This window comes from Pseudomonas sp. FP2309, from assembly GCF_030687575.1.
Taxonomy (GTDB): Bacteria; Pseudomonadota; Gammaproteobacteria; order Pseudomonadales; family Pseudomonadaceae; genus Aquipseudomonas.
In genome coordinates this window covers 2731873-2746058 of the sequence record NZ_CP117439.1, presented here as the reverse complement: position 1 = coordinate 2746058, position 14186 = coordinate 2731873, and the positions used below count along the sequence as shown (strand labels likewise).

General features: G+C 55.8%; 10 protein-coding genes. 7 read left to right on the top strand and 3 right to left on the bottom strand.

Features of this window, described 5'->3' with window-relative positions; translation table 11 throughout:
- Window positions 1-335: 335 nt before the first annotated feature.
- Both PSH59_RS12465 and gabP read right to left on the bottom strand, forming a co-directional pair.
- Window positions 336-1412 carry a GlxA family transcriptional regulator gene (locus tag PSH59_RS12465; RefSeq protein WP_248078890.1) on the bottom strand — a complete coding sequence of 359 codons (1077 nt, stop codon included), beginning with the start codon at window positions 1410-1412 and terminating at the stop codon, window positions 336-338.
- Complete coding sequence (gene gabP, locus PSH59_RS12460; protein WP_248078887.1) at window positions 1409-2818, bottom strand: GABA permease; 1410 nt, start codon at window positions 2816-2818, stop codon at window positions 1409-1411. The genes PSH59_RS12465 and gabP overlap by 4 nt, the downstream gene beginning before the upstream one ends.
- 490 nt (window positions 2819-3308) lie before the next feature.
- Here gabP and mexE point away from each other — a divergent pair, with 490 nt between their 5' ends.
- From mexE to PSH59_RS12425, 7 genes are all read left to right on the top strand, one after another.
- Window positions 3309-4550 carry a multidrug efflux RND transporter periplasmic adaptor subunit MexE gene (gene mexE / locus PSH59_RS12455; protein WP_248078884.1) on the top strand — a complete coding sequence of 414 codons (1242 nt, stop codon included), beginning with the start codon at window positions 3309-3311 and terminating at the stop codon, window positions 4548-4550.
- Window positions 4551-4565: 15 nt separating this feature from the next.
- A complete protein-coding gene (locus PSH59_RS12450) occupies window positions 4566-7745 on the top strand; it encodes an efflux RND transporter permease subunit (RefSeq protein ID WP_248078882.1) in 3180 nt (1059 codons plus the stop codon).
- The gene (locus PSH59_RS12445) at window positions 7742-9157 is read left to right on the top strand and encodes an efflux transporter outer membrane subunit (RefSeq protein ID WP_305395211.1); all 1416 of its coding nucleotides are present in this window, start codon (window positions 7742-7744) and stop codon (window positions 9155-9157) included. Before PSH59_RS12450 ends, PSH59_RS12445 begins: the two co-directional genes overlap by 4 nt.
- A gap of 410 nt (window positions 9158-9567) precedes the next feature.
- Window positions 9568-9708, top strand: a complete 141-nt coding sequence (locus PSH59_RS12440; RefSeq protein WP_305395210.1) for a hypothetical protein — start codon at window positions 9568-9570, stop codon at window positions 9706-9708.
- 173 nt (window positions 9709-9881) lie between these two features.
- Complete coding sequence (locus PSH59_RS12435) at window positions 9882-10763, top strand: hypothetical protein (RefSeq protein WP_305395209.1); 882 nt, start codon at window positions 9882-9884, stop codon at window positions 10761-10763.
- Window positions 10756-11739: a ThiF family adenylyltransferase gene (locus PSH59_RS12430; RefSeq protein ID WP_305395208.1), complete on the top strand. Its 984-nt coding sequence runs from the start codon at window positions 10756-10758 to the stop codon at window positions 11737-11739. Before PSH59_RS12435 ends, PSH59_RS12430 begins: the two co-directional genes overlap by 8 nt.
- A 1-nt stretch (window position 11740) precedes the next feature.
- A complete protein-coding gene (locus tag PSH59_RS12425; RefSeq protein WP_305395207.1) occupies window positions 11741-12988 on the top strand; it encodes an MFS transporter in 1248 nt (415 codons plus the stop codon).
- 84 nt (window positions 12989-13072) lie between these two features.
- Here the strand turns inward: PSH59_RS12425 and PSH59_RS12420 are convergent, their stop codons facing one another.
- Entirely contained in the window at window positions 13073-14089 is a 1017-nt protein-coding gene (locus PSH59_RS12420) for an AraC family transcriptional regulator (RefSeq protein WP_305395206.1), read from the bottom strand.
- Window positions 14090-14186: the final 97 nt, after the last annotated feature.

Below are 14186 nucleotides of genomic sequence, written 5' to 3'. Positions count from 1 at the left end.
TTGGTCAACGAGGCCGATTGCGACAGTATCCATGCAACGGCAGGCACAACCGGGATCAAGGCAAACCAGCAAAAGCGCGGATGAACAGCAGAGGCGGTGCGGACAGAGTGACGCTGGGTCATGAATTCGATCCTTGAACGTTGTTGCGGATATAGGCGACATAGGGGTTATCTGCCCTGCCCCTGACAACTTTAGAGCCGCTGCATGCCTTCCGTCCGATTTGTGACAGGCGGATGACCGCACAAGCGCCGCGCGCACCGTGAGCCTTGCCTCATGTGCAGAGTATTAAAGCTGAACCAATGGGAATATCCACTCGCGCACCCTGCGCCAGGCCGTCAGGACTTCAGGTTTTTCACACTGGCAAATGTCGACTCCCCGCGCGCCTGCTCCAACGCACTCATCGGCATGGGTGCCGGCACCGTCTGAATGATGGGTTTGAGCGCGACAACGCGCTCATCCGTGGTCACCAGGCGTTCGTCGCTGGGGGGCACGCCAAAGTACTCGCGGTAGCATTTGGAAAAGTGCGGCGTGGACACAAAGCCGCAGAGCACCGCCAGCTCTACGATGGAGATGGGGGTTTGCTTGAGCAACTGACGCGCACGGATCAGCCGCAGCCTGAGGTAGTAGCGTGACGGTGAGCAGCGCAAGTACTTCTGGAACATCCGCTCGAGCTGACGGCGCGACAGGGCCACATACTCCGCCAACTGGTCGAGGTTGATCGGTTCCTCGAGGTTGGCTTCCATCAGCGCGACGATTTCCTGCAACTTCGGTTGCTGCGTGCCGAGCATGTGCTTGAGCGGCACGCGCTGGTGGTCTTGTTCATTGCGCATGCGCTCGTACACGAACATGTCGGAGATGGCCGCTGATAGTTCGTGTCCATGATCACGCCCGATCACGTGCAGCATCATGTCCATGGGCGCAGTGCCGCCGGAACTGGTCAGGCGATCACGGTCGAGGGTGAACACGCTGGCACTGAGGGTCACCCGTGGGAAGGCTTCCTGCATGGCGGCCAGCCACTCCCAATGCACGCTGCATTCAAAACCGTCGAGCAGCCCTGCCCGCGCCAATACCCAACTGCCGGTGCAGATGCCACCCAGGCGCTTGGAATAACGTGCCTGGGCGCGCAGCCACTTAACCAGTTCGCCGGTCACGGTGCTTTGAATCCCGGTACCGCCACAGACAAACACGATATCGGCGGGCGGCGCGTTGTCTATTGACCCGTCGGGGGTGATCGGCATGCCATCGCTGGCCCATACCGGGTGACCGTCGCAGCTGGCGGTATGCCAACGGTAGAGCTCCTGGCCCGACAGCTGGTTGGCCATACGCAGCGGCTCCACCGCAGAGGCCAATGAGATCAGCGTGAACTGATCCAGCAACACAAACACCACGCGGGTGACGGGGCGAACGCTCATGGCCGCGAGGCGATGGGCATCGGTTTGCGCACGAGGTCGGGTTGCCGCGCGGTGAGCACGCCGACCAGGGAGATCAACAACGCCAGTCCGATGGTCGACGACACCTCAAGACGATGCTCGGGCGTGAACAGCATCACCCCCAAGGCCGCGCAAATGAAGGCGATGACCACCCACGTCAGCCAGGGGAACAACCACATCTTGAAAGTCAGCGGGGTATTGCGTCGTTGCAGGATCTTGCGCATGCGCAGTTGCGAAACGGCAATCACCAGGTACACCACCAGCGCAATGGCCCCCGAACTGGCCAACAGAAACTGGAACAGCCCGGCCGGCATGAAATAACTGAGCAACGTCACGCCGGCCCCGAGCACGGTACTGGCGACCACGGCCGCCCTTGGCACGCTTGCGGCCGAGGTTTTTTTCATCAGCATCGGCGCATCCCCGCGCTTGCCCAGGGAATACAGCATGCGCGAGGCAATGTAGATCGAGGAGTTCATGCAACTGGCCACGGCGATCAACACCACCACGTCCACCAGGATCTTGGCGTGGGGGATGTTCATCAACTCCAGCGCGCGCTGGTATGAGCCCACCGAGGCCAGCAGCGGGTCATTCCACGGCACCACGGAAATCACCACGAAGATCGACAACACGTAAAACACGCCGATGCGCCACATCACCGAGCGGGTCGCCCGGGCAATGTTCTGCGCGGGGTTATCGGACTCGGCCGCGGCAATCGTGACGGCCTCGGTGCCGATGAAACTGAACATGATGGTGATGAAGGCCCCGACCACCGCCGACAGCCCGTTGGGCGCAAAACCGCCATGTTCCTGCATCAGCGTGCTCAGGCCGCTGGCTTCCCGCTCGGGAATCCAGCCCATCAACACCGCCCCGCCCAGGCCGATAAAGCCGATGATCGCGATGACCTTGGCCATGGCAAACCAGAACTCGAACTCGCCGTACTTGGAGACGCTGAACAGGTTGGTAATCACCAACAAAAAGATCGACAACAAGGCAAACAGCCAAGCGTCGATCTGGGGAATCCACTGATTGAGGATATGCCCGGCGGCCAGGGCTTCGATGGGAATCACCAGCACCCAGAACCACCAATACAGCCAACCAATGGTGAACCCGGCCCAGCGCCCGATTGCCTGGTCGGCGTACGTGGAGAACGAACCGGTGTCGGGGTTGGCTACGGCCATTTCGCCGAGCATGCGCATGACCAACACCACCAGCAGTCCGGAAAACAGATAGGCCAGCATCACAGCCGGGCCCGCCGCCGCTATCGCGTGGCCGGAGCCGACAAACAACCCCGCGCCGATAATCCCTGCAATAGAGAGCATGGTCACATGCCGCGGCTTGAACCCCTGCGCCAGTTGGCCGTTTGAATCCTTGGAAATCGGGCTATTCATCGATGTTTTTATTCTCTGTGATCGACGTTAAGACGTACTGACTGGAGGGTCAGGCGATCATCATTTTTCAATGACGGGTCACATTACGCGGCATGCCTCTGACCAAAATAGCCTCATTGCGGCACGGATTCGCCTGATAACGACACTGGCAGCGGCCGCGCCAGACGTTTGGGCGACGGGCCGTCTCCCATGGATACGGCGGCATGGGTGGCGCCAGCGGGTCAAGCGCATCGAGCGGTTGCAACACACGCGCCTGATGCCGGCCAGCTGTGGCAGAGAGGTTGCCCCCTGAACGGCTTTGTTTCAGCCGACGCAACAGTGCTTTGTCATCACAGCCATTGATAGGCCCCTAACGAAACCCCCATCCTAGAGGGCTCAGCTCGCCCTTATATCATTCCGAATGATAGTTACCTTTGCTTCATTCGATTCGTGACATAGCACCTCGCCGCGCATGATCCGCCCATCTCAAATACATTGGCGGATGCACCTCATGGAACAGTCACTCAAACATTTGCGCTTGCCCCTGGCGATTCTGGCCGTGGTGGTGATGAGCGCGTGCGGCAAGTCCCCGGAACAAGCAGCTGCCATGCCTGCGGCGAAAGTCAGTGTGGCCAAGGTGCTTGAGCAGCCAGTCAACGAGTGGGACGAGTTCACCGGCCGCCTGGAAGCACCGGAAACCGTACAGATCCGTCCGCGCGTGTCGGGCCAGATTGACCAAGTCGCTTTCACCGAAGGCGCTTTGGTCAAGAAAGGCGACGTGCTGTTCCAGATCGACCCGCGTCCGTTCCAGGCTGAAGTGCGTCGCCTTGAGGCCCAGCTGGCTCAAACCAAAGCCGCCGCCACCCGCAGTGATAACGAAGCCCAACGTGGCGAGCGCCTGCGCCAGAGCAACGCGATCTCCGCCGAACTGGCCGACTCGCGCACCACCGCCGCCCAGGAAGCCCGCGCCGCCGTCGCCGGGATCCAGGCGCAGTTGGACCTGGCCAAACTGAACCTGAGTTTTACCCGTGTCACCTCCCCCATCAGCGGCCGGGTCAGCCGTGCCGAAATCACCGCCGGCAACCTGGTAACCGCCGATGTGACGGCGCTGACCAGCGTGGTCTCCACCGATAAGGTCTACGCCTACTTCGACGCCGACGAGCGCGTGTACCTCAAGTACACCGAGCTGGCGCGTCAGGGCCGCCGCGGCGCCACCACGCCGGTGTACCTGGGCCTGTCCAACGAAACCGGCAACCCGCACCTGGGCCAGATGAACTTTGTCGACAACCAGGTCAACCCGGCCACCGGCACCATCCGAGGCCGCGCGGTGTTCGATAACAGCAAGGGCGAATTCACGCCCGGTCTGTATGCGCGCCTGAAGCTGGTTGGCAGCGGCACCTACTCCGCCGTGCTGATCAACGACGAGGCCGTGGGCACGGACCTTGGCAAGAAGTTCGTGCTGGTGATGGACGGCGACAAGCCGGCGTACCGCGCCGTGGAACTGGGGCCGAAGATCGAAGGGCTGCGAATCGTGCGCAACGGCCTGAACAAGGACGACACCATTATCGTCAAGGGCCTGCAACGCGTGCGTCCAGGTTCGCCGGTCGCGCCGGAAACCATTCCGATGGCCAGCAAGGAAACCCTCGCCGCCTTGGCCCAACAACGACAAGCGCTTGAAGCCAGCAACCTGGAGCAAGTGGCGCCGGATAAAGCCGCGCCCAAACTCGCAGCCGTTGCGACTCCACGCGGTTAAGGGATACGACTCACGATGAATTTTTCCAAGTTCTTCATTTCGCGGCCGATCTTCGCGGCGGTGCTCTCGCTGTTGATCCTGATCGCCGGCGCGATTTCGCTGTTCCAATTGCCGATCAGCGAATACCCGGAAGTGGTACCGCCCACCGTGGTGGTGCGCGCCAACTTCCCCGGCGCCAACCCCAAGGTCATCGGTGAAACCGTTGCAGCCCCGCTGGAACAAGCCATCACCGGTGTCGAGAACATGCTGTACATGTCCTCGCAATCGACCGCCGACGGCAAACTGACCCTGACCATCACCTTCGCCCTGGGCACCGACCTGGACAACGCACAGGTGCAGGTGCAGAACCGGGTGACCCGCACGCAGCCAAAGCTGCCTGAGGAAGTCACGCGCATCGGTATCACCGTGGACAAGGCCTCCCCCGACCTGACCATGGTGGTGCACTTGACCTCCCCGGATCAGCGCTACGACATGCTCTACCTGTCCAACTACGCGATCCTCAATATCAAGGATGAGTTGGCGCGTCTGGGTGGTGTGGGCGATGTACAGCTGTTCGGCATGGGCGATTACTCCCTGCGCGTCTGGCTGGACCCGAACAAAACCGCCTCGCGCAACCTCACCGCCACCGACGTGGTGACGGCGATCCGCGAGCAGAACCGCCAGGTCGCGGCCGGCGCCTTGGGCGCACAGCCTGCGCCGTCCGACACCAGCTTTCAGTTATCGGTCAATACCCAAGGGCGCCTGGTGACCGAGGAAGAGTTCGAGAACATCGTGATTCGCGCCGGCGCCAACGGTGAAATCACGCGCCTCAAGGACATCGCCAGAGTCGAACTGGGCTCCAGCCAATACGCGCTGCGCTCGCTGATCGATAACCAGCCGGCCGTTGCGATTCCGATCTTCCAGCGCCCCGGTTCGAATGCCATCGACATCTCCAACGATGTGCGCGCCAAGATGGCCGAGCTGAAAAAGAGTTTCCCGGCGGGTATGGATTACCGCATTGCGTACGACCCGACGATCTTTGTACGCGGTTCCATCGAAGCGGTTGTGCACACCCTGTTCGAAGCGCTGATCCTCGTGGTGCTGGTGGTCATCCTGTTCCTGCAGACCTGGCGCGCCTCGATCATTCCGTTGGTGGCGGTGCCGGTATCCTTGATCGGTACGTTTGCGGTGATGCACCTGTTCGGGTTCTCGCTCAATGCCCTGTCGCTGTTTGGCCTGGTACTGGCCATCGGTATCGTGGTGGACGACGCCATCGTGGTAGTGGAGAACGTCGAACGTAATATCGAGCTGGGCCTGGAGCCGTTCCCGGCCACTGAAAAAGCCATGAGCGAGGTGACCGGACCGATCATCGCCACGGCACTGGTGCTGTGTGCGGTGTTCATTCCAGCCGCGTTCATCAGTGGCTTGACCGGGCAGTTCTACAAACAGTTCGCCTTGACCATTGCGATCTCGACGGTGATCTCGGCGTTCAACTCGCTGACCCTGTCCCCTGCCCTGGCTGCCGTACTGCTGCGCAGTCACGATGCACCGAAGGATCGCTTCTCGAAGTTCCTCGACAAGCTGTTTGGCGGCTGGCTGTTCCGCCCCTTCAACCGCTTTTTTGAAAAGGCCAGCCATGGCTACGTGGGCACGGTACGCCGGGTGATTCGCGGCAGTGGTATCGCGCTGTTCGTCTACGCCGGTTTGATGGTGCTGACGTTCTTCGGCTTTGCCCACACCCCGACCGGTTTCGTACCGGCCCAGGACAAGCAGTACCTGGTGGCGTTCGCCCAACTGCCCGACGCCGCGAGCCTGGACCGTACCGAAAACGTGATGAAGCGCATGTCTGACATTGCGCTGAAGCAGCCCGGCGTGGAAGCTGCGATTGCCTTCCCGGGTCTGTCGATCAATGGCTTCACCAACAGCCCGAACAGCGGCATCGTGTTCGTCACCTTGAAGCCCTTCGATGAGCGCAAAGATGCGAGCATGTCCGCCGGGGCGATTGCCGGTGCGTTGAATGGCCAATACGCCAATATCGAAGAAGCCTACATGGCGATCTTCCCGCCGCCACCGGTACAGGGCCTGGGCACGATCGGCGGGTTCCGCCTGCAGATCGAAGACCGTGGCAACCTGGGCTATGACGAACTGTACAAAGAAGTGCAGAACGTGATCACCAAGAGCCGCAGCGTGCCGGAACTGTTCGGCCTGTTCACCAGCTACACGGTCAACGTGCCCCAGGTCGATGCCGCCATCGACCGGGAAAAGGCCAAGACCCACGGCGTGGCGATCAGCGACATCTTCGACACCCTGCAGGTCTACCTGGGCTCGCTGTATGCCAACGACTTCAACCGTTTCGGGCGCACTTATCAGGTCAACGTGCAGGCTGAGCAACAGTTCCGCCAGGACGCCGACCAGATCGGCCAGCTCAAAGTGCGCAACAACAAAGGCGAGATGATCCCGCTGGCGACCTTTATCAAGGTCAGCGACACCTCCGGGCCGGACCGCGTGATGCACTACAACGGCTTTATCACCGCTGAAATCAACGGCAACGCCGCACCGGGCTACAGCTCGGGCCAGGCCCAGGCCGCGATTGAAAAACTGCTGAAAGAGGAACTGCCCAACGGCATGACCTACGAGTGGACCGACCTGACCTATCAGCAAATCCTCTCGGGCAACACCGCGCTGTTCGTGTTCCCGCTCTGCGTACTGCTGGCGTTCCTGGTACTGGCCGCCCAATACGAAAGCTGGAGCCTGCCGCTGGCGGTGATTTTGATCGTACCGATGACGCTGCTGTCGGCCATTACCGGGGTGATCATCTCGGGCGGCGACAACAACATCTTCACCCAGATAGGCCTGATCGTGCTGGTGGGCCTGGCCTGTAAGAACGCGATTCTGATCGTCGAATTCGCCAAGGACAAACAACAGGAAGGCCTCGACCCGCTCGCTGCGGTACTGGAAGCCTGCCGCCTGCGTCTACGGCCGATCCTGATGACCTCCTTCGCCTTCATCATGGGTGTGGTGCCCTTGGTGCTCTCCAGCGGTGCGGGTGCCGAGATGCGTCATGCCATGGGCGTGGCGGTGTTCTCCGGGATGATCGGGGTGACCTTCTTCGGTCTATTGCTGACGCCGGTGTTCTACGTATTGATCCGGCGCTATGTGGAGCGCAGCGAAGCGCGCAAAGCGGCCAAGGCCCTGAAGCTGGAGACACAGCAATGAGTGTGAACGTATTTTTGCCGAGTCTGCTGGTATTGGCGCTGAGCGCCTGTACCGTGGGCCCGGACTATAAAACCCAAACCCCGGAGGCGGCGAACATCACCGCCGCCGCGGACGCCAGGCAATATGACCATGCCAAGTTCGAAGGCATCTGGTGGCAACAGTTCGAAGACCCGACCCTGAACCAGTTGGTGACGCAGTCGCTGCAAGGCAACCGTGACCTGCGCGTGGCCTTTGCCCGCCTGCGGGCGGCACGGGCGATCCGCGATGACGCCAGCAATGACGCCATGCCGACCATCACCAGCCGCGTCAGCAGTGACCAGGGCAAAGGCCAGATCCCCGGGCAAACCACGCGCCGGGTCAAGACCGAGCGCTACGACCTGGGCCTGGACATGGCCTGGGAGCTGGACCTGTTCGGGCGCATCCAGCGCAATCTGGAAGCCAGCGACGCCGACCAGCAAGCCGCAGAAGCGGACCTGTACCAACTGCAGGTCACCATGATTGCTGAATTGGTGGATGCCTACGGTCAACTGCGGGGCGCACAGTTGCGTGAACGTATCGCCCTGGCCAACCTGAAAAACCAGCAGGAATCGCGCACCATCACCGTCAGCCTGCGCGATGCCGGGGTGGGTGACCAACTCGATGTCGAGCGTGCCGACGCACGCCTGGCGGGGGTGGAAGCCAGCGTGCCGCAACTGCAAGCCGAACAAGTGCGCGAGCGTAACCGCATCGCCACCCTCCTCGGCCAGCGCCCGGACACACTCAGCGTGGACCTGAGCCCCAAGGACTTGCCGGCGATTGCCAAGGCACTGCCGATCGGCGACCCAGGGCAATTGCTGCAACGGCGTCCGGACATCCTCAGCGCCGAACGCAAACTGGCCGCCGCCACCGCGCGCATTGGCGTGGCCAAGGCCGACCTGTTCCCACGGGTGAGCCTCAGCGGCTTCCTCGGCTTCACCGCCGGGCGTGGTTCGCAGATCGGCTCGTCTGCCGCCAACGCCTGGACGCTGGGCCCGAGCATCACCTGGGCCGCGTTCGACCTCGGCAGCGTGCGTGCCCGCCTGCGCGGTGCTGACGCCGAAGCCGATGGCGCATTGGCCACCTATGAGCAGCAAGTGCTGCTGGCCCTGGAAGAATCGGAAAACGCCTTCAGTGATTACGGCAAACGCCAACAGCGCCTGGTTTCGCTGATCCGTCAGAGTGAGTCCAGCCGCGCCGCCGCCGACCTCGCCGCGATCCGCTACCGCGAAGGCACCGTGGACTTCCTGGTACTGCTCGACGCCCAACGCGAACGCCTGGCCGCCGAAGACTCCCAGGCCCAGGCCGAAGTCGACCTGTATCGCGGGATAGTGGCGATCTACAAGGCGCTGGGGGGTGGCTGGCAGCCGGACACGGTGGTCGCCAGCGCGAAGTGATGTAAAGAGCTCCTTTGGTTGGTCGCATCCAGCCAATTTTTAGCCCCATGGTCCGTTTGGTCATGGGGCTTTTTTTGTTTGAAGCGTCCTAAAATGTTGAAAGTTATTTCTGTAAGTCAAATAAGAAGTCCTTTGTAAGTAATTTCCTAATGCCGCGCTGTGCCTGAACATCAGGCTTAATTGTTTTTTATCGTGACACGCGATTCTCCTATTTAGAAACGCACTGGCACCTAAAAGCACGAAACGTACGTTTGCGTACCACCGTTAACATGGTCTTTACTCATGGAGGCGCTGATTAGTTCAGAAGTCACAAGATCACTCCCTAACTAGGGCTTTTCGTGTGTTTTTGGACCATCAATCAGTGCCTGCTTAACCAAAGCTGTTAACAATTAACTAGCGAGGAATACAAAATGGAAAACGAAGAAATGCTTGAATACGTATTAGAGTCAGACAATCCCTTTTCTGCCACCAGCGAACGGGAAGATGTCTCTGTCTTCATCGACTTAGCAGATGATGAACTGATGCTACAAGCAGTTTTCAGCCGTTGTTAATAGTTCGCTAGACCGCATAAAAAAGGTCATTCATTTGTTTGGGGCCGCTTATCCTTGACGAGTTCACTACACGTTTAGACAGGCGTACAGCCAAAATTGTCGCTATAAATTTAGGCAAGCTTCTGCGTTCCAACAAACAAAGTGCTTTTATTGCAAGTTGCCATGAAGACATTGTGAAATTTTTAAAACCTGATGTTCATATTGAGCTTCGCTCAAATGGAAAACACCGAATTTCCAATAAAAAGCCTATAAGCACAACCATATTAGAAAGCCTAAAAATCGAAATTAAAAAAGGCACCATAGACGATTATAAAAAACTTTCTCGCTATCACTATGAAAATGACAACCCGAATGATATTAGACTGTTGGCACCTCTGGTTGATCACGTTGTAATTGCTTGCTCTAAAGGAGAGCTGATTGGCGTTAACTTATGTATTCGTCCATGGCCCAAGGCTTTTGAGATATTCCCTGAGTTCTCAGAGATTAATAAATATGTATCGCAATCATTTCGAGTCATTGTACATCCACAATATCGTGGAGTTGGACTAACCAAAGAATTAGATATTATTCCTAACACGAATACAAAAATACTATTATCGTGGTCTGCATTTTCTTCATATTACTCTTTCCCTATTCTTGCAGGCTATCAGCGGTTAAATAGCCCATTTGAAATAATGAGCCCAGCAGAGACCTTGCTTCAAGCATTTGTTGAGCCACGACAAAAGAACAAAAGAAAATCACTTCATCTCATTACGGAGTGCTGTCAACTCTGGCGAGAGCTTACAAATGAAGAAAAGAAGACATTGAAAAAATTGCTTATTGATGCAGCAAGTGAGAAAAGCTTGCGTTTAACTCTCTTTCAAAGAAATATATCTGGCTTGGACACACCTCCTGAGTCTATAAATCTTATTAAGTCTATTTTTTTGAAACTTTATTCTAGATCGAGCAATGACGCCTTACCCATGTTGCTGGCTGAAACGGTTTATAGACCGATGGCTATGTTTGTTAAGAATATAAGCGGTACGAACATAATAGAGGGTTCCCATCTTGCTTAAAAAAGAAAACCAATGGGTATTGCGCGGTGATATTGCCATCATTAATGATGATGACAATCAACTTAAATTGATTACAGAGACTGGCATAAAAAGCATTAAACCCAATAACTCCGATATTGCCAAACTACTTCATTTGCTTAGTACAACAGGCATAAAGGTTGAATTAGATAATGAGCCAGAAGGAAGCCTACTTCGAAAGCTAAAAAATGATAATCTCATTCATGCAGCACCTCCTTATGGGATGAGTTCGTTACAGACTGTGCAATGGTCGTGGAATGAAGCTGTTGCACCAAATCAAGAAATGAGTCAACAGCTAAACAACTCATCAATAGTAATTGTTGGATGCGGTGGCACCGGATCTTTAGTTGCACAAAGCCTTGCAGGTTCAGGTGTTGGGACTTTTGTTTTGATTGATTTCGACAAAGTGAGCATGAACAATCTTAATCGTCAATTTGTATTTCATGCTCACGAAATTGGTCAATACAAGTCAAATATACTTGCTCAGCGCTTAATGGAGAATCAAAAAGTAGTAAAAGCTAGATCTATTTTAGCTAAAATAACTTCCAGCGAACAGTTAGCGAAGCTCGCTAAGGGAGCGGATTTAATAATCTGTTGTGCTGATGAACCTAAAGGAGCTATTCAGAGTTACGTTGCTAACGCAGCAGTAAAAGCAGGTACATCAGCGCTGTTCGGTGCCGTTGGTATTAACAGCGGTATACTCGGGCCGCTTCTCACAGATAGATCTTCGTTTCAGGCCTACCTTCGCTGGATTAAAAAGGTACGCAGCGCTTGTAAAAAAATAATTATTCCCGCACGTTTTCCGTCCAATGGAATAACAAATTCGATTATTGCTAACCTTATAGCTTGGGAAGCTTTTCAGTATTTGGCAAAAATTGGCCCTTCAAAAGTGGATGCATGTACTTTAAATTTAAATTTTAAATCTCTTAAACTCACAAAAAAACAGGTATTCAAATAGAATGACTGGATTAGAATTCTTAAAAAACAAGAATGACAACCTATATTATTCTCTGTCGATATTCATGAATATGGATGTTCAGAGAAGTTTGTTTGTACTTTACCTGCTGCAACTTGGAATCACACAAGGAGAGATAGGCATCCTCCAATCTTTTTTATTCTTTTCTTCCGTAGCCTTGGAAATCCCATCGGGTTTACTCGCAGATCGATATGGACGTAAATCTTCTCTTATAATTGGGTTTTTAGGCTTGTCTTTAAGTGGCGTCGGCTTTTTGCTGTTTTCTTCTTTTATTCCTTTTGCAATTATCTTCTGCCTATTCGGCGCGAGCATTGCCATGGGCTCCGGAGCAGACAGGGCATTATTGTATGATAACTTACTAGCTGAGAACCGAACTGCAGAATATCCTAAAATATTATCACGTGCCCGTGCTATTGGTGCTGTGTCATTAGGATTATCCATGCTTCTTGGTGGCGTATTACAAGACGCGATGTCCTGGAACAGTGTGTATATATTTTTTGCGATATCCAAACTTATTGGGGCTCTCGTTGTAATATTCCTTCCTGAAGTCAAGCTCCCATCCCTCTCGCTGAATCCCAATAACAAAAGTGACATTAGAAATGAAAAAGCAGACGGCGCCTTCACTTCGCTAATTAAGTTTTTCCGTTCAAAAAAGGGCGCTTTCCTGATACCACTATTTATTGGATATGCTTTATTCGAACTGTCGACAATCCCTTTATTTATCTATGGCCAGCCATTTTTTTCAATGCAGGGGTTGGAGATACCTATAATTGCTGGCATTTATGCTGCCGTTGAGGCTGTATCGGCATTAATGTTCATGGCCGCTGGTTTTATTTGCTCCAAGCACTCTCTTGGCATCATTGCTTTCACGACAACTGGCATTGTCGCACTCCTGCTTTTCATTTTGTCATTAAATATCGGAATCCTTACTTCAATTGCAGCCTTCCTTCTGATTATGTCGCTGCCTGCCATATATGAAACGTCATATGAAACCTATATTCACGATAACGTTGAGTCGCGTATTCGAGCCTCTTGCCTCTCCGTTGCAAACCTAGTCAACTCGGTAATCATCGGTATTTCCTACACCGTTTTCGGGGGGCTAGTAGATATATATGGCTTCTCATTAACTTTGCTTATAGTTGCAGCCACCTGTTTTGCTGGTTTGTTTGGTGTCGGTACAACGTTGCTGTTAGGTGAACAAAAAGCCCAATCAAAAAAACAAGAAGCTTGAGATGCTCGATTCATTTGCAACCTAGCATCACGCTTATAGACATCCGACTGAATACTTGACTGAGCTTTATCCGTGCCCTCACCCCTACGCAGCGTCGTTAAGAATCAAACTCCGATAATGCCCCGGATTCGATCCGCTCCATTTACGAAACGCCTTATAAAACGAACTGGTATCGGCAAACCCCAGCCGCTCTGCAATCTCGGCAAAGCTGATCTGTGGCTCCGCCAGCCACACGATCGCCAACTCCTTGCGCACGCTGTCCTTGAGGCCCTGGTAGGTCTGACCTTCTTGCGCCAGACGGCGGCGCAGCGTGGAAGCGGAGATGCACAAGGTGGTCGCCAGGCCCTCGGTTTCGGGCCAGGTCTCGGGAGGCATGTGCCGCAGGTCCTGCTTGATGCGAGTCGCCAGGCTGTCGGGGTTGCGGTATTTGACCAGGATGTTCGCCGGCGCGTGGGCCAGGAAGCGCTTGAGTTCCTCCGGGCTGCGCTTGATCGGCAGGTCGAGGCAGTCGGCGGAGAAGATCATGCGGGTGCGCGGTCGGTCGAAGCGCAGGTTGTCGGAGAACATCACGCGGTAATCGTCACAAAAGTCCGGCGGCGGGCAGCGCAGTTCAATCGCCAGGATCGGAATGCGCCGCCCCGCCAACCAGCAGGCGACGCCGTGCACGATCATCCAATAGGTGAAGTAGGTGAACGCGCGCTTTGCCTCAGGCTGCGGTTCAAGCAGCACGATTTCCGCCAGGCTCTGTTGGCGCACCAACTGGGCGGGCAGGTGTTCAAGCATGAGCGAGAGGAAACCCAGGCCGGTTTCCAGGCCTGTCGCCAGGCTGGGTTGCGCGATGGCCGTGCGGCACAGGAATGCGAGGCTGCCGGACTTTAGCTTGCGCGGGTCCATGCCGAAGAATTCATCGTCCGTGCGCCTCGCCAGCAGCCGCCACAACCGTGCATAGGCCGTGGCCGGAACGCGCGCAGCGGGCTGCTCGAGCAAGGCCGGATCGATCCCGACTTTACTCAAGGCCTCGACCGTGGCCGCCCCTTGCGCGCAACTCTGCAACAAGGCTTCACGGACAAGGTGGATAGAGATCGTGTCTTTTTCCGACATAGGGCGCTGGGTAATCCGACAGGTCACGATTAGATGGCGTGCATCATAAGGGGGCTTACGCTAAGCCACCACCGTTCAGCCTGCGTTCAGCAAAAGT